This window comes from Pedobacter sp. Leaf170 (genome assembly GCF_920984665.1).
GTDB lineage: Bacteria > Bacteroidota > Bacteroidia > Sphingobacteriales > Sphingobacteriaceae > Pedobacter.
Map to the genome: position 1 here is coordinate 65,957 of NZ_CAKLBP010000004.1, position 16,149 is coordinate 82,105.

At 35.1% G+C, this 16,149-nt stretch carries 15 protein-coding genes; 4 read left to right on the plus strand and 11 right to left on the minus strand.

Features of this window, described 5'->3' with window-relative positions; all coding sequences use genetic code 11:
- Nucleotides 1-44: 44 nt before the first annotated feature.
- Both LUA90_RS11025 and LUA90_RS11030 read right to left on the minus strand, forming a co-directional pair.
- Nucleotides 45-1,250 (minus strand): NHL repeat-containing protein, encoded by a 1,206-nt coding sequence (locus LUA90_RS11025; protein WP_231490994.1) that lies wholly within the window; start codon nt 1,248-1,250, stop codon nt 45-47.
- A 57-nt stretch (nt 1,251-1,307) separates the two neighbouring features.
- A complete protein-coding gene (locus tag LUA90_RS11030; protein WP_231460331.1) occupies nt 1,308-1,820 on the minus strand; it encodes a hypothetical protein in 513 nt (170 codons plus the stop codon).
- Between the two features lie 160 nt (nt 1,821-1,980).
- Here LUA90_RS11030 and pgi point away from each other — a divergent pair, with 160 nt between their 5' ends.
- The 4 genes from pgi to LUA90_RS11050 all read left to right on the plus strand — a co-directional run bounded on the left by pgi (nt 1,981) and on the right by LUA90_RS11050 (nt 8,020).
- Nucleotides 1,981-3,627: a glucose-6-phosphate isomerase gene (gene pgi / locus LUA90_RS11035; RefSeq protein ID WP_231460332.1), complete on the plus strand. Its 1,647-nt coding sequence runs from the start codon at nt 1,981-1,983 to the stop codon at nt 3,625-3,627.
- 165 nt (nt 3,628-3,792) lie between these two features.
- Nucleotides 3,793-5,106 carry a pitrilysin family protein gene (locus LUA90_RS11040; protein ID WP_231460333.1) on the plus strand — a complete coding sequence of 438 codons (1,314 nt, stop codon included), beginning with the start codon at nt 3,793-3,795 and terminating at the stop codon, nt 5,104-5,106.
- Between the two features lie 33 nt (nt 5,107-5,139).
- A complete protein-coding gene (locus LUA90_RS11045; RefSeq protein ID WP_231460334.1) occupies nt 5,140-7,221 on the plus strand; it encodes a pitrilysin family protein in 2,082 nt (693 codons plus the stop codon).
- Between the two features lie 271 nt (nt 7,222-7,492).
- On the plus strand, nt 7,493-8,020 hold the full coding sequence (locus LUA90_RS11050; protein WP_231490995.1) for a DUF4251 domain-containing protein: 528 nt from the start codon (nt 7,493-7,495) through the stop codon (nt 8,018-8,020).
- A gap of 244 nt (nt 8,021-8,264) precedes the next feature.
- Here LUA90_RS11050 and LUA90_RS11055 read toward each other — a convergent pair whose 3' ends face one another.
- The 9 genes from LUA90_RS11055 to LUA90_RS11095 all read right to left on the minus strand — a co-directional run bounded on the left by LUA90_RS11055 (nt 8,265) and on the right by LUA90_RS11095 (nt 16,083).
- Nucleotides 8,265-9,344 (minus strand): glutaminyl-peptide cyclotransferase, encoded by a 1,080-nt coding sequence (locus tag LUA90_RS11055; protein WP_231460336.1) that lies wholly within the window; start codon nt 9,342-9,344, stop codon nt 8,265-8,267.
- Nucleotides 9,322-9,687, minus strand: coding sequence for a YraN family protein (locus LUA90_RS11060; RefSeq protein ID WP_231460337.1), 366 nt, complete (start codon nt 9,685-9,687; stop codon nt 9,322-9,324). The genes LUA90_RS11055 and LUA90_RS11060 overlap by 23 nt, the downstream gene beginning before the upstream one ends.
- A gap of 46 nt (nt 9,688-9,733) precedes the next feature.
- A complete protein-coding gene (gene dnaG / locus LUA90_RS11065; RefSeq protein ID WP_231460338.1) occupies nt 9,734-11,698 on the minus strand; it encodes a DNA primase in 1,965 nt (654 codons plus the stop codon).
- A gap of 187 nt (nt 11,699-11,885) precedes the next feature.
- Nucleotides 11,886-12,485: a GDSL-type esterase/lipase family protein gene (locus tag LUA90_RS11070; protein ID WP_231460339.1), complete on the minus strand. Its 600-nt coding sequence runs from the start codon at nt 12,483-12,485 to the stop codon at nt 11,886-11,888.
- 284 nt (nt 12,486-12,769) lie between these two features.
- A complete protein-coding gene (locus tag LUA90_RS11075; protein ID WP_231460340.1) occupies nt 12,770-13,714 on the minus strand; it encodes a hypothetical protein in 945 nt (314 codons plus the stop codon).
- 146 nt (nt 13,715-13,860) lie between these two features.
- Nucleotides 13,861-15,045 carry a M20 family metallopeptidase gene (locus LUA90_RS11080; protein WP_231460341.1) on the minus strand — a complete coding sequence of 395 codons (1,185 nt, stop codon included), beginning with the start codon at nt 15,043-15,045 and terminating at the stop codon, nt 13,861-13,863.
- Nucleotides 15,032-15,478, minus strand: coding sequence for an SPOR domain-containing protein (locus LUA90_RS11085; protein ID WP_231460342.1), 447 nt, complete (start codon nt 15,476-15,478; stop codon nt 15,032-15,034). Before LUA90_RS11085 ends, LUA90_RS11080 begins: the two co-directional genes overlap by 14 nt.
- A 99-nt stretch (nt 15,479-15,577) precedes the next feature.
- Nucleotides 15,578-15,871, minus strand: a complete 294-nt coding sequence (locus tag LUA90_RS11090; RefSeq protein WP_231460343.1) for a type II toxin-antitoxin system RelE/ParE family toxin — start codon at nt 15,869-15,871, stop codon at nt 15,578-15,580.
- The gene (locus LUA90_RS11095; RefSeq protein WP_231460344.1) at nt 15,856-16,083 is read right to left on the minus strand and encodes a hypothetical protein; all 228 of its coding nucleotides are present in this window, start codon (nt 16,081-16,083) and stop codon (nt 15,856-15,858) included. The genes LUA90_RS11090 and LUA90_RS11095 overlap by 16 nt, the downstream gene beginning before the upstream one ends.
- Nucleotides 16,084-16,149: the final 66 nt, after the last annotated feature.

Below are 16,149 nucleotides of genomic sequence, written 5' to 3' on the forward strand. Positions count from 1 at the left end.
ATTGAATACTATTTAAAATTAATTAAACTATCTGTAAAAACATTTTATCCTTTTTTAAATATAGAAATCCTTCTTCCATAAACATCGCAAGTAATAACTTCTCCATTCGGGCCAATAGCCATATCTACTAAATTGTTAAAAGTACCTTCGCCAATTTTTTCCTGAACATCACCACTTTCATCTGTTTTTATAACATAACCTGGTGAATTAGCTAAGAATAGGTTTGTACCATCTGTCCTCATTCCGTGTATATAGCCTTTTACCGGAAATATCTTTAAAAACTTTCCGGCCTTATCAAAAACTTCAACTCTGTTATTTCTGGTATCAGAAACATATATTTTATTATTGAGATAACAAATACCGAAAGGTGCATTAAAATCTCCGTTACCACTACCTTGCTGCCCAAATTTTAATAAAAGGTTTCCATTAATATCATACTTCTTTACTCGATGATTTACGCCATCAACAATCCAAATATTTTGCTCATCATCCAAAGTTAAACACTCAATGTTACCAAAATTACTATCGCCAGTGCCGTAGGTTCCCCACTCTCTTATCAGTTGTTTATTGGCATTAAATATTTGAACATAGCTATTGCTTTGTGTTCTGGTTGCAATGTAATTTCCATTAGGTAAAAATGCAATTGCCCGTGCTCCAGAACCGGTGTAAAACTGTTCGAGAAATTTACCAGCCGGATCGAATTTTAAAACTCTATTGGCACCCTCATCGCTGACATAAATATTGCCTGCTTTATCAACTTCAATATGCATTGTAAAATTAAACTGTGTAGGCCCGGTTCCTTCAGAACCAAAGAAAGATGCTCTGTAATAATTTAAACCAGAGGTGTATCCAAAATCTGCATCACTAAAACGGCTATATACAGAAGTGCTGTTAAAGGTTCTTACTTTATAAAAGTTTTTAGTTAGCGCTTTGCTAATGTTAGCATCATCAAATGTTGTATCTGCAAGCTCTTTAAACAGATCATATTTCTGGGTCGAGCCATTAAATTTCCATATCTGATATTTCTGAGCAAGCGGCATGGGCGTCCACGAAAGGGTAATTCTCGAACCATACACGCCTTTGGTAGCTTTGAAATTTATTGGTCTATCGATATTTAATGTATCAATAATCCTTATAGTATCTCTTATGGTTTTTGTTTCAACAATTGTTTCAACTTCTTTATCACAAGAAAATAAAAATGAGCTCGTAAGTATTACGAGTAATGTTTTAATTTTATTAGAGTGGAGCATTAGTTTGATTTTAAAATCACTAAAGATATTCAAATTAATATCTTTAGTGAGAAAGTTTTAATTAAATAAGCCTTTAAGCTTATCCATAATACCACCAGACTGTTGAGCGCTACCGCCTTGAGCCTGATTACCGCCGTTAAACATACCAATTACATCGCCAACATCAAACTTTCCATCCGCACCGCCAGCAAGATTTCCTAAAACATCCTGAATGTTGAAAGAGCTATCATTTGGATCGGCAGTTTTTTTGGTGAGCTTGCTTAAAATTACCGGAATAACTGTTGCTGCTAATGTTTTAGCCGTTTCTGCATTAATGCCCAATCCAGCCAACTTATCTGTAAAACTCCCTGCTGCCTGCGCAGTAACTGGCGAATTTTCCGTATTGCCGGTATTGAAAATTTCTGCCAAACCACCAATATTGCCAGAAGACAATTGATTTTTTAAAGCATCAAAAATAGAACCTGAAGCTGCTTGAATTACGGCCTCATTTTGTTCATTTGGAACTGCGCTATTGTTTACAACGCTTTCCTGTACGTTCTCTCGAACCAATTCACTCAAATTTTCTAACATAACATTTTTAATTAATGTTTACAAAATAGGATGCTTAGTAATTTAGGAGATGTTTACCGCAAGTTAATTCTTTATCAGAAATAAAAAATGAATTTTTTTGAACAAAAAAAGAATACTTTTAAAAGTTTGCTTTACTACTTTTACAAAAAACAAAAATACTATGTTACCAAAAATAAATTTTACCGAAACGGAAGCCTACAAATATTTGGCAGATCATTTTATAGATATCAACGAGAAAAGCATAAAGGATTTATTTGCTGGAGATGCAGACCGCTTTTCGAAGTTCTCTTTATTTTTTGAAGACATTTTACTGGATTACAGCAAGAACAGAATAACGGAAGAAACGCTTGCTTTATTGATTCAGCTTGCCCGTGAGTGCAAACTGGATGAAGCCATAAAATCGATGTATAATGGCGATAGAATAAATGAAACAGAAGACCGCTCTGTTCTTCACATCGCATTGCGTAATTTAAGCAACACACCGATTTTAGTTGATGGTAAAGATGTTATGCCTGATGTTAATGCCGTGCTTGCTAAAATGGAGAAATTTAGCAACAGTATTATCAGTGGCGAATGGAAAGGATATACCGGCAAGGCAATAACTGATATCGTAAACATTGGTATTGGTGGTTCTGATTTAGGTCCGGTTATGGTTACCGAAGCTTTGAAGCACTACAAAAATCATTTAAACATCCATTTCGTTTCAAATATTGATGGAACACACATTGCTGAAACCTTGGCCGGTTTAAACGCAGAAACTACATTATTTTTAGTGGCCTCTAAAACCTTTACAACGCAAGAAACCATGACTAATGCGCATTCTGCCCGTTCTTGGTTTTTAGAAAAGGGTGGTAAAGAAAACGACATTGCTAAACATTTTGCAGCCTTATCAACCAATGCGAAGGATGTTTCTGCATTTGGAATTGATACAGAAAATATGTTTGAATTCTGGGATTGGGTTGGCGGTCGTTATTCTTTATGGAGTGCAATTGGTTTATCAATTTCATTAAGTATCGGTTTTGATAATTTTAAACAATTACTTGCAGGTGCGCATGCGGCAGATAATCACTTTAAAGATGCAGAATTTGAAAGCAATATGCCTGTTATTTTAGGCTTATTGGGAATTTGGTACATCAATTTTTACAATGCAGAAACGCAGGTTATTTTACCGTACGACCAATACATGCATCGCTTTGCGGCATATTTCCAACAAGGAGATATGGAAAGCAATGGTAAACATGTAGATAGAAATGGTAATGAGGTTGATTATGAAACTGGTCCGATTATTTGGGGTGAACCCGGAACAAACGGCCAACATGCATTTTACCAATTAATACACCAGGGAACCAGAATTATTCCTGCAGATTTTATAGCACCAGCACAAAGTTTAAATCCGCTAGGCGAGCATCACCCTATTTTATTATCGAATTTCTTTGCTCAAACCGAAGCCTTAATGAATGGTAAAACGGAAGAAGAAGTTTCATCAGAATTAAAAAAAGATGGTAAAAATGCAGATGAAATAGCAAAGCTAGCGCCTTTTAAAGTTTTTGAAGGCAATAGGCCGACAAATTCAATTTTATTGAAAAAAGTTACGCCTTACACATTAGGTAGCCTTGTGGCCATGTACGAGCATAAAATTTTTGTACAGGGCATTATCTGGAATATTTTCAGTTTTGACCAATGGGGTGTTGAATTAGGTAAACAATTGGCTAAGAAAATTTTGCCAGAGCTGGAAGGAAACGAAAAAGTTGGCAGCCATGACAGCTCAACCAATGGATTGATAAATCAATACAAAACCTGGCGATAATATCAGAACATATAAAAAAGCGAGCTAAAACACTCGCTTTTTTTGTGATAATTATATAATTTAGCCGAATCTCCTATTTGTTTAGTTACAATTCTCAAGTGATTATTAATATTTTTTAAACCACGAAATCAAACCCAACGATTTCAAAAACAAACAAATTATCTAATGAAAAAAAGATTTCTTTTTGCTCTTGCCATTTCCGGTTTGTGCTTTAGTGCTTCTGCTCAAAAAGTGCAATTCTCGGAATTTGATTTAGACAATGGCTTGCATGTAATTTTACATCAAGACAAAACTGCTCCAGTTGTAGCCGTATCGGTAATGTACCATGTAGGCTCAAAAGATGAAGAAACAGAACGAACTGGTTTTGCACACTTTTTTGAGCATTTACTTTTCGAAGGTTCTAAAAACATTAAACGAGGAGAATTTATGAAACTAGTGAGCAGTAATGGTGGCCAGAATAATGCCAACACCTCACAAGATCGTACATTTTACTACGAGGTTTTCCCATCAAACCAATTAGAATTAGGTTTATGGTTGGAAAGCGAACGCATGTTACATCCAATTATTAATGAAGTTGGTGTAAAAACTCAAAACGAAGTTGTTAAGGAAGAAAAACGTATGAGGATTGATAACTCTCCGTACGGAAAATTCACCGAGAAAATTTTTACGCATCTTTTTGATGGTCACCCTTACAGATGGCAACCAATTGGCTCGATGGAGCATTTAGATGCTGCAAAGCTTAGTGAATTTATTGCATTCTTTAAAAAATACTATGTGCCGAATAATGCAGTATTAACTATTGCAGGCGATTTAGACGTAGAAAAAACTAAAGGCTTGGTAAAACAATATTTTAACGAAGTGCCAAAAGGTGCACCAATCGTTAGAAAAGAGATTGTTCTTCCTGAGATTAAAAAGCAAATTATTGATACAGCTTACGATGCGAACATCCAAATACCGGCAATTTTTGCAGCTTACCGCGTACCTGGAATGAAGAGTAGAGAAAATAAGGTTTTAGGTATGATAAGCTCGATTTTATCTGGCGGAGGAAGCTCTAGATTAAGTACTAAAATGGTTGATGAAAAGAAAACGGCTTTACAAGTTGCTGCATTTAACTACACGCTTGAAGATTATGGTGCGTACATCACTTTAGCTTTACCAAATAAAAACACGCCGCTTAACGATTTATTAAAAGATATTGATGAAGAAGTTTTACGCTTACAAACTGATTTAATCAGCGAAAGCGATTACAAAAAACTTCAAAATCAATTTGAAAACAGTTATGTGAGTGCAAACAGCAGAATGCTAGGCGTGGCAGAAAATTTGGCTAACGGATATACTTTTCACAATAAGGATACAAACGACATAAATAAAGAACTTGATGTAATTAAATCGATTACCAGAGAGGAAATTAGAGATGTGGCTAAAAAATACCTGAACAAAGACCAACGTATTGTTTTGTATTATTTACCTAAAAAATAACTAAAGCTATTTTCAAATTACATTATTTAAGACATGAAAAAATTATTCATAATAGCTGCAGTTTCCTTATTGGCTCAAGGTATCTCAGCACAAACAATAGATCGTAGCCAAAAACCAAAACCTGGTCCGGCACCAGTTATTACCATTGGCGACCCTGTTATTTACAAATTAGCAAACGGCATTACCGTACTGGTTGTAGAAAACCATAAACTACCAAAAGTTACGGCAAGTTACAGCATTGATGCTGGTCCGATTACTGAAGGCGCTAAAGCAGGTGTTGTTAGTTTAATGGGAAGTATGTTAAATGAGGGCACAATTACAAAAACAAAGGCTCAGTTTGACGAAGCTGTTGACCAATTAGGTGCAGATGTTTCTGCAAGTGCATCTGGCGGCTCGGTTTCGGCTTTAACACGCTATTTCGACCAGGCATTTATGCTAATGGCCGAAAGTTTACGTAAACCGGTATTTCCCGCTGCTTCATTCGAAAAATTAAAATCTCAAACCTTAACAGGATTAAAATCAAACGAAAAAAGTGCAAAAGCAATTTCTACAAGAGTTGTAAATGCACTTTCTTATGGTATTAATCATCCAAGCGGTGAATTTACCACTGAAAAATCAATCAATGGATTAACGCTAGATGATGTTAAATCGGTTTATACCAAATACATCACACCATCAAGAGGTTATTTAACTTTTGTTGGCGATATTAAGCCTGAGGCGGCTAAAGCGCTTGCAGAAAAAGCATTCGGCGATTGGAAAGGTACGGCCTTAACATTACCAACCGTTGCGAAAGTTAGTAACCCTGCAAAAACAGAAGTAGATGTAGTGAATGTAAGCAATGCGGTACAATCAGAAATTACTGTTGCTAACTTAGTCGATTTGCCTTTAAGCAGTCCTGATTATTTTGCTGTTTTATTGGCAAATCAAATATTAGGTGGCGGTTCTGAATCGAGATTATTTATGAACCTTCGAGAAAAACATGGTTTTACTTATGGCGCTTATTCTGGAACAGGTTCGGGTAGATTTCAATCTAAATTCTCTGCAAATGCTGCCGTTAGAAACGAAAAAGTAGATAGTGCAGTTGTAGAATTTTTAAGAGAAATTAATAACATCCGTACAACTAAAGTAAGTGCTGAAGAACTTCAAAACGCTAAAAATTTATACAATGGTTCGTTTGCGCTAGGTTTAGAAAACCCGGCACGTACGGCTGGCTTTGCAAGTAGCATCTTAATAAATGGTTTACCGAAAGATTTTTACCGTACTTATTTACAAAAAATAAATGCAGTAACTACTGATGATATTTTACGAGTTTCTAAAAAGTATTTTAATCATGATAATACACGTATAATTATTGTTGGTAAAACCGATGTTTTTGTTCCTGGCTTAACAAAGGCTGGTTTCAATGTCAAAACCTTTGATAACTATGCCGCACCGGTTACGGCAACATCAAGTGCAGCTACGGCACCAGTAAAATCTGCACAGGATATTATTGGCAGTTACATTAAAGCCATTGGCGGCGAAGCTGCATTAAAGAAAGTAACATCGCTACAGCAAAGCGGCGAAATGGATATGCAAGGCAATAAACTTGCTGTTTCATTTAAAAAGATGAATCCCAACATGAGCAGCATGGAAATCTCGATGATGGGCCAAACTGCAATGAAACAAACCTTTAACGGCACAAGCGGCTACCAAATGCAAATGGGTAAAAAAGCAGAAATGACCACTGAAGAAATTGCTGAAGCCAAAGCAGATAAAGGAATTTTCAATCAACTTTATTATGGAACTGATGGAAGTAAATTAGAGGCAGCAGGCACGGCAAAAGTTGGCAAAGCCGATGCTTACAAGCTAATTGTTACTTCTGCTGCTGGTAAAAAGAAAACAGAATATTATGATACAACATCTGGTTTACTTTTGAAAGAAGAAAGCACTACAAGCAAAGATGGCAACGAGATTACGCAAAGTACAGAATACGCAGACTATAAAAAAGTTGGTGATGTTTTGTATCCTCATACCATGATGCAAAGTGTGCAAACTGCAAGAGGCGGACAAGAATTTAACATCTCCATTAAAGAGATTAAAGTAAATCCAGCTTTACAAGCAGCTGATTTTAACTAAAGCATTATTTTACAACTCTTAGAGGCTGTAACATAAATCAAATCTCTTCTAACCTTGTCATGTTGAGCTTGTCGAAACGCCGAAAATGGTGTTTCAGCAACTCCTTCGACAAGCTCAGGATGACAAATTGAATTTATGGTACAGCCTCTTTTTTTGTGTTTTTTGGCTCGAAATTGGTTATATTTAATAGTCATCTACCTAAATTTCATTTAAGTAATTATGGAAAATGCACACTACTAGCATCTATAATTTGTATAAAACATAAACACAAATGAAAAAGATAAAAATATTATTGACTGTTATTTTTGCCGCTACATTTATGCAGGCAATTGCTCAAACCGACAAAGAAACCACTGCCAAAATTATTAAAGAGCAAAATTATACTTTTAACGCACAAACGGCTTTACCATTGGCAAGCAATGATGTAAACCAGGTGTTAAGAAGTTTACCTGGAGCTATGGGTGGCGGAACCATTAATTTAATTGGCTCGCAGTACGATTTAAGGGTAACTAAAGATAGTGTTGTTGCTTATCTACCTTTTTATGGCAGAGCATTTAATGCTCCTTATAATCCTTCGGAGGGCGGAATTAAATTTAAATCGAAAGATTTTAATTATAAACTTACTAAAAACAAAAAGGGCTCGTACACCGTAAACATCAGAACAAATGATGTGAAACAGGAAAACTACCAGCTCACTTTAACGGTTTCTCAAAATGGTTATGGAAACCTTGTCGTTTTTAGCAATAATAAACAATCTATAAATTTTCAGGGTGTTTTAGCAGAGCCGAAAAAAGATTAGAAGACTACAGAAATTGTACAAACCACAATTTGGTTATTACAGTGCATTTTTTAAATTTACTAAAAGCTCTGCAATACAACATTTTATAATTAGATTCAAAGATTTCTCGACTACGCTCGAAATGACGATGCCCTATTAGACATTTAACTAAGCCATCACCTCGGCAGTAGTGGAGAGGTCTTTTAAACTCGTTGGAAAATAGCCATACAAAATGACGGAATCCCATTAGGTGCTTTTATTAAAATTACTTTTTGCTAATTTTAATCTCGAAGATATAAGGCCATTTCTTGCCGGCAACGAACAACCTTTTAGTAGCCTTATCGTATGCGATTCCGTTTAAAACGTTATTCATCCTTTCATTATCAGTTTTGAAATATGATGTGGAGAATAAACCTGTCAAATCAATTTTACCTTCTACGGCACCAGTATTAGGGTTTATAATAACAATATCATTTGTTAGGTAAACATTCGCGTAAATTTTACCTTCGATAACTTCGAGTTCATTTAACTGTGAAATAGCACCTTTATCATCGTAAACATCAATAGACCCAATTTGCCTGTAAGTGTTTTTATCAAGAAAATAGATGGTGTTTGTTCCATCAGAATTTAAAATTTTCACGCCGTCGAAAGTTAAACCCCATCCTGCTTGCCCTACAGAAAAAGGAAACTGCTTTATTAGTTTAAAGGTATTTTTATCATATTCAAAGGCCGTTTTTTCATTCCATGTTATTTGCAATATTTTATTATCGATAACCGTAATGCCTTCGCCAAAATATGCGGTATCTAACTTAACCTGCTGAAGCGTTTTACCACTTTTAACATCAACTTTCTTTAGATATGAGTTGCCTTTTTCGCCAGTTCCTTCATAAAAATTGCCATCATGATATTCTAGTCCCTCTACGTATGCACTAGTATCATGTGGGAATTTCGCGACAACCTGATAGGTATATAAGTCTGGTGCTTTAGCCGAAAGGATATTGATATTTGTAGTTAAATCTTCAGATTCGCTACCATTATAAATTTTTGCAGTGATGATGTGGTTGCCGAGCTTTAATCCCTCAGTTTTAAGTTTTATTGCCGAAGTATCAGTTTTAGAAACTGATTTTATCGTATCAATTAAATAAACTACAGAATCTACGGCTTTCTCCTTTCCGAAAAGGACTTTTACATCAATCTCGTTTCCAGATTTTACATTTAAGCCGGTAAGTGGCGAAATAAAACTACGATAGGTAGAACTTTCTTCTTTGCAAGAGCTTGCAAAACTGATTGCAACCGCGATAAAAAATAAGGTTTTGATTTTGTTAATCTTCAGGCCAAAAAGCATCTTCAATGTGGTTTAGTGTAAATGTATTATCTTTTTTAAAGGTAATGGCAATGATGTCAAAGCGAATATCGTTTTGATGATTCATAATTTCTATGTAAGCCAATGAACCTAACTCCATTTGTTTTTGTTTTCTTTTTTCTACAAAATCTTCTGGCTGACCAAAGGCCAGCGATGTTCTGCTTTTAACCTCAACAAATACCATTATTTGGTTTTTGTAAGCGATTAAATCTATCTCGGTTTTGCCATGAACCCAGTTCTCGTCCAAAATTTCGTAATCATTATCTTCAAGATAAGTTTTGGCAATTTGTTCACCTTTTCGACCTAAATCGTTATGCGTTGCCATGTTTAATTATTGAGTGATTGAATTTTGAATAGTTAAATATTTGTAGCTACTTAACAATAACAGAACCTAAAAACTTGGAAATTTCTCGCTCAACATTTTTAATTACACCATAACGCTGCATTAAAATCATTTGATTATCGCCATCTGATTCATCCTTAATTTCTTTTAACAATGAAGTTAAAATTCTATCAACTTTACGCTTTTTTAGGTGAAATATTCCGCCTAAGATGGTAGCTTTTAAATTCATGGATTCATCTTTAACATAAATAAGATGCTTGTTTAACCAATTTTCGCTTAACGCATAAGGCGAGGTTGACAAGTCTATAGCTAAATCAGCAATGATTCGCTCCTCATGCTTAATAAAATGATTTGCCGTTGGAAGTCTTCCGTTATCTAACTCCACTTTATAAAATTCAACAATTTGCTTGCAAACCGAATTTTCAAACTCTACATCGGCTAAGTTTTGCATGATGAAAGAACCAATGTACATATCATCAATATTATCCCAGTTTACAAACTCATGTCCGTATGCGAGTAACAAGCGTATAATTTCCTTTTCCTGATTTTCATCGGTTTCGGCAACTTGAGTTGTAGCAGATGGGCCATTATCATCCCATAAATCATCAGGCGGTCCAAGCGGTTCTGGCGCACCAGAATTATAGTTGTTTTGATTAGACCGTTGGTTACTTTCAAAAGCTTTTTTGCTTTTGTTAGAGCGCATTTTATTCAATTCAGAAAGTAAAATGCTTTCCTCAATTTGTAATAAGCTGCTGCTTTCTCTAATAAAAACGGAAGCTTTAATGGGATCAGGAATCTTTGCAATACTTTCTACTATATCTCGTATAATACCTGCCCTTTTAATTGGGTCGGTTCCGGCTTCTTTTAATAAAACGTTGGCCTTATATAGAATAAAATCTTTACGGTTATCTTCGATGTAAGTTTTAAAAGCACCTGCACCTACATGGTGCATGTACGAATCGGGGTCATGACCATCAGGAAAGGAAACGATTTTAACGTTTAATCCTTCTTCCAAAATCATATCCAAACCTCGAAGAGAGGCTTTTATACCCGCAGCATCGCCATCAAAAAGAATGGTTACATTTTGCGTAAACCGACCAATTAATTTAATCTGTTCTACAGTTAAAGAAGTACCAGAAGATGCAACTACGTTTTCTACGCCTGCCTGATGAACAGAAAGTACATCGGCATAGCCTTCGGCTAAATAACAGTTATCTAAATCACGAATGGCTTTTTTAGCATGGAATAAACCATAAAGCACGTTCGATTTATGGTAAATTTCACTTTCAGGCGAGTTTACATATTTCGGAACGTTCTTATCCGTTTTTAGGGTTCTGCCACCAAAACCAATTACTCTACCTGTAAAATTATGAATTGGAAACATTACACGGCCTCTAAACCTATCGTAAATTTTTCCATTATCGTTTTTAATTGATAAACCGGTTTGCTCCAAAAATTCGAGTTTATGACCTGCGTTTACGGCACTCTGTGTCATAGCGTCCCAAACATCAGGCGAGTAACCGACTTCAAATTTCTTTAAGATATCTTCTCTAAAGCCGCGTTCTTTAAAATAACTTAAACCAATGGTTTTACCTTCCTGAGTTTCCCAAAGTTGTTTAACAAAAAAAGCCGTCGCAAATTGCGAAACTACATAAAGGCTTTCCTTTGCGTTTTGGGCTTCTGTATCTTGAGGAGTAAGTTCTGTTTCCTCAACCTCAATATTGTATTTATTGGCTAAAAACTTAAGCGCTTCGGGATATGAATATTTCTCATGATCCATAATGAAGCGAACCGAATCGCCACCCTTACCGCAACCAAAGCACTTATAAATTCCCTTCGTAACCGAAACATGGAAAGATGGTGTTTTCTCTCCATGAAAGGGACAATTACCAATTAAACTTGTTCCGCGTTTTTTTAAGTGTACGAAATCCCCAACTACCTCCTCAATACGGGCGGTATCCATTATCTTATCTATCGTTTCGCGGTTTATCATTTAGGTTGTAAGTTTTAAGTGATACGTTATAGGTGTACCTACTTAAACGTATTACTTAAAATTTTTAATATGTTGGGGTAGTTTTTTGAATTGGAAACCTATAAGTTCAAAACTATTTTAGAGGTTTAAATTTTACAATAGGTTTGTAGGCTCACAGACTTACAACTTACAACCTATAACTTATCACTTATTTTACCAAAGGCAGCAATTGGTCAGCAACTAATTTATTCCCGGTTTCGTTCAAATGAACTCTATCACCTGTTAAAATGCCTTTTTCTTTATCTTCGGGGTTATTTTCAGCTTCGTATTCAGCAAAGATTTTTCTTAAATCACAAACTGGCAGATTGTTCTTCGCGGCTAATTGCCTGATACCTTCTGCATATTTATTTAAATCTGCATCTAATTCATTTGTACCATCTTTTTTCTCGCCAACAACTGAAGGTGTAACCACTACAACCTTACTTCCTGCAGCTTGAATTTTATTAATCAGCGCTTGATAAAACTTTAAAAATTTATCATAATCGGTTCCGGTGTGAGAAGATTGCTTGTGCCAAACATCATTAATACCCACGTAAATTACAACCAAATCAGGCTTTTTGCTTAAAACATCATCCTCTAAACGCAAATACAAATCATAAACCTTATTGCCACCAATACCCGCACCCATTACGGTGTATTTGGTAGAATCCAAAGCTTTTTTAATTAAGGTTACATATCCATTCTTAGATACACCTTGCTGTGTTATAGAATCACCAAAAAACACGATTCTCTTTGGCTTAAATGTCATAGATGTTAGAATAATTAGGCATAAAGAAAAAAACAGGGTAATTTTTAGTGTGGTTCTCATCGCGGTATTTTTATTTTCTTGGAATTAGATTGTAACGTAAATTTATAAATTGAATGTCGATATACCAAAGTATTATTATTGGTTTATGTGTAGATCAAGTATCTAAGAAAGATTAATATTTGACAATTAAACACTGACGAGCTGAACTTGCAGAAACCTTAAAGAGTTTCAACAAGCTTAGGTTGACAAATTGTTAGCTGTAATAAGCTAGATTAAGAACTGCCTTATTTTTTTTCTAATCTGTAATCTTTGTGTAGAATCAAAAAACTTGCTCGTTCTTCCTTTTTTAATGGATAATCCCAATTGCCTTGATAGGTGATTTTTGTAGGGAGTTTATCTTCGCCGAAATAACCCATTTCAATATTCATTTGCACATCAAAATCGAAAAGCATGTTACTATATTTCATATCAACATATCGACCTAAAATATTGAAATTACGTTTATCGAAAATCGTAACCAGCTCTTTTATCATGATGCCGTCTTTTGTCCAGCTGCTTAAATCAGGTTTAACAGAAACCTTAAAACGGTAAACCGGAATGGAATCAAGATAGGTTCCGCTTGTAAAGCCATAATCATAATACTGACGCATATTTGCACTAAAAATTTCAGTTTTACTGCCTATAAACGGCACTTTTACCGGTCGACCAGGATTAAATATTAACGTTTTAAGTTTGCTTTTATAACTTTCGTTTGTACCGCCTTTTCGATCACTAGCTGGTGCGTTTGGAACGAAATCGGTATTGTAAGCGTTCATAAAAATGTAATCAAACATCTCTACAGTATATAACTGATACTTCCCGTTCTTTTTATACATTTTGCCTTCATCCTCCTTTACCAGATATTCCATGCGGTAAGGGCCGTTATTATTATGTTTTATCTTCCGATAAATCTTTCCATCAACCTTATTGTTTTTATCATAACTATAAATGCGGTTTTCTGCAATAAAACTATAACGTTTCATATCTCTAAACGACTGATAAAAACTAGTATCGTTAACAATTGCATTGATAAAAGTTTCAATATTTAATCGCTCGGCTTTAATGTTTACTGCTCCAGAATCGAGCATAATTGTTTTTACGGTATCCGGATTAAACCTATCAATAACCTGACTGTAAACCTGTGATGTAAAAAGCGTTAAAAAGGATATTGATAAAATTATTTTTTTCATGTGGTGGTGAATTGTCAAAAATGATGCCCGTTTATGGGTGAATGATGGAGAATGGGTGGAGGATAACGGATGATGTAAGATGTGAGCGGAAAATTAGATATTCTATCCACCTTCCATCATCCATAAATCACATCGTACAGCAATCGCTAGTTTCCAAGTTGCTTAACAGCGATGTAAGCCATTAAACCTGTTGATATTTTCAAGGCATCTTCATCAATATCAAATTTTGGTGTATGTACAGAATGTGTGGTATCTTTAGCTGTATTTCCAGTTCCTAAGCGGTAGAAACATGCATCAGTTACCTGAGAATAAAAAGAAAAATCTTCAGCAGCCATCCAGATATCTAAATCAATAACGTTTTCCTTTCCTAAAAAATCTTCGGCAAAACCTCTTGCATTAGCCGTTAATTTTTCTTCATTAATAAGAAACGGATAACCTTTGTGGATATCAAAATCACAACTACCACCCATGCTTTCGGCAATACCTTCAGCCATTTTTTTCATTCTTTTATGGGCTTCGGCACGCCAGTCTTCATCTAAAGTTCTAAAAGTACCCTCTATTTTAACTTCATTAGGGATGATATTGGTTGCGCCATTTGCAGTCACTTTACCAAAAGACAACACAGATGGCAAACGTGGATCTGCATTTCTACTCACAATTTGTTGCAAAGCAATAATAATATGAGATGCAATTAAAACCGGATCTATATTTTGATGTGGTTGTGCACCATGGCCACCCTTTCCGGTAACTGTAACATACAGCTCATCTGTAGAAGCCATATATATTCCCGAGCGAAAACCTACTTTACCAGATTCGATTAAAGGCATTACATGTTGCCCAACTATGTATTGAGGTTTTGGATTTTCCAATACGCCCTCTTTAATCATAATACTTGCACCACCCGGTAATAGTTCTTCAGCAGGCTGAAAAATTAATTTTATAGTACCGCCAAACTCATCTTTTAACTGATTTAGAATATACGCTGTGCCTAAAAGTGAAGATGTATGCACATCATGTCCGCAGGCATGCATAACTCCATGATTTTTAGAACGGTAAGGTTTGTCGTTGTCCTCATGGATGGGCAATGCATCCATATCTCCACGTAAAGCAATAATTTTATCAGATGGTAAATTGCCCTTAATTAAACCCACCACACCGGTGTTGGCACAACTTGTAAATTCAATGCCCCATTTACTAAGCTTATCTTTTACATATAATGATGTTTCGAATTCTTTAAATGATAATTCAGGATTTGCGTGTATGTGGCGACGATAACCTACAACATCATTGAAAATGATATCTGCTAAGTTTTTGATTTTATCTTTGATCATCAGTAGTGGTATCTAGAGTTGGTGCATTAATTTTTTCCCTGAAAATAAATAGAGTAGGGAAAGTTGGGCGAAGCTCACTCATTAATCGTTGTGCTTCTAACTTCGTTCTGAAATCGCCAACCCGCAAATAATAATTTGGCTCTTTGTAAATAATGTAGGTATTGATTTTTGGATAACTGTTTTTAAAGCGAGATTGCTGATTAAACATTTCTCTCCTATCAGAGCCATAAAAAACCTGAACCCGATATCCATAAGCCGAAACTATTGGTTTATTTATTTTAACGGCGGCATCACTGCCAGTTCTGTAAACCTCTATTCGTTTTGCAATTAAGCTATCAATCAGCGGGTCTTTATTAACGATTACCTCCCCTTTTTGAGCAAAAGATGTACTGTAAATAAATAGGATGAAGCTTATTGTATAAAATATTTTCATGTTGTTATGACATCGCTGGCGCTAAAAATGTTTTAAAACAAGAATGCCGAACTTTCTGCAAAATTCGGCATTCTTTATGGGTTGTGCAAATGCTTATATCTAAATACTTAAGCTATCAGGATTTTCACTGGTGGGCCAAAGCGTGTGGATTATTATACTGTCTTCATCACACTCGTAAAAAATAATATAATCCAATACAATCAAACCTCGAACATTCTCAACAGAAGATTGAATACCTAAAAAAGGATTTCGAATCAAAAGTTTAATTTCTTTATTAAATCGCTTGTATAATTTAGCCGAATAGTTTTTATTTCCATTCCGATCGGCATAAAATTCAAGAATAGTGAAAAGTTTAATTCTCGCTTTATGCGACCATATTATTTTTTTAGCCATTTTTCAACTTCATCATCAATCTCAGAATGCTCTGTAAATAAACCTTCTTTTATTTGCTTTTGGGATGAGTTGATTTCTTGTTCTTGCTGTGGGGATAAATTAACGGTTTTATTTTGTGTATCACTGCTAATTACCTTCGCACCAAATTCTTCGAGTACCTGACGAATTAGAATACTTTTATCATCTGGAATTTCTATTGTTAATGTTTCCATAGATTAAAAATACTAAAATTATTTCGGATTAATTTAAAACACAAAAGCCGAGTTTATTTAAACTCG

Excerpts from the sequence above, each read along its gene's own strand:
- LUA90_RS11025 (WP_231490994.1), bottom strand. The coding sequence starts at position 1,250 with ATGCTCCACTCTAATAAAATTAAAACATTACTCGTAATACTTACGAGC.
- LUA90_RS11030 (WP_231460331.1), bottom strand. The coding sequence starts at position 1,820 with ATGTTAGAAAATTTGAGTGAATTGGTTCGAGAGAACGTACAGGAAAGC.
- pgi (WP_231460332.1), top strand. The coding sequence starts at position 1,981 with ATGTTACCAAAAATAAATTTTACCGAAACGGAAGCCTACAAATATTTG.
- LUA90_RS11040 (WP_231460333.1), top strand. The coding sequence starts at position 3,793 with ATGAAAAAAAGATTTCTTTTTGCTCTTGCCATTTCCGGTTTGTGCTTT.
- LUA90_RS11045 (WP_231460334.1), top strand. The coding sequence starts at position 5,140 with ATGAAAAAATTATTCATAATAGCTGCAGTTTCCTTATTGGCTCAAGGT.
- LUA90_RS11050 (WP_231490995.1), top strand. The coding sequence starts at position 7,493 with ATGAAAAAGATAAAAATATTATTGACTGTTATTTTTGCCGCTACATTT.
- LUA90_RS11055 (WP_231460336.1), bottom strand. The coding sequence starts at position 9,344 with ATGCTTTTTGGCCTGAAGATTAACAAAATCAAAACCTTATTTTTTATC.
- LUA90_RS11060 (WP_231460337.1), bottom strand. The coding sequence starts at position 9,687 with ATGGCAACGCATAACGATTTAGGTCGAAAAGGTGAACAAATTGCCAAA.
- dnaG (WP_231460338.1), bottom strand. The coding sequence starts at position 11,698 with ATGATAAACCGCGAAACGATAGATAAGATAATGGATACCGCCCGTATT.
- LUA90_RS11070 (WP_231460339.1), bottom strand. The coding sequence starts at position 12,485 with ATGACATTTAAGCCAAAGAGAATCGTGTTTTTTGGTGATTCTATAACA.
- LUA90_RS11075 (WP_231460340.1), bottom strand. The coding sequence starts at position 13,714 with ATGAAAAAAATAATTTTATCAATATCCTTTTTAACGCTTTTTACATCA.
- LUA90_RS11080 (WP_231460341.1), bottom strand. The coding sequence starts at position 15,045 with ATGATCAAAGATAAAATCAAAAACTTAGCAGATATCATTTTCAATGAT.
- LUA90_RS11085 (WP_231460342.1), bottom strand. The coding sequence starts at position 15,478 with ATGAAAATATTTTATACAATAAGCTTCATCCTATTTATTTACAGTACA.
- LUA90_RS11090 (WP_231460343.1), bottom strand. The coding sequence starts at position 15,871 with ATGGCTAAAAAAATAATATGGTCGCATAAAGCGAGAATTAAACTTTTC.
- LUA90_RS11095 (WP_231460344.1), bottom strand. The coding sequence starts at position 16,083 with ATGGAAACATTAACAATAGAAATTCCAGATGATAAAAGTATTCTAATT.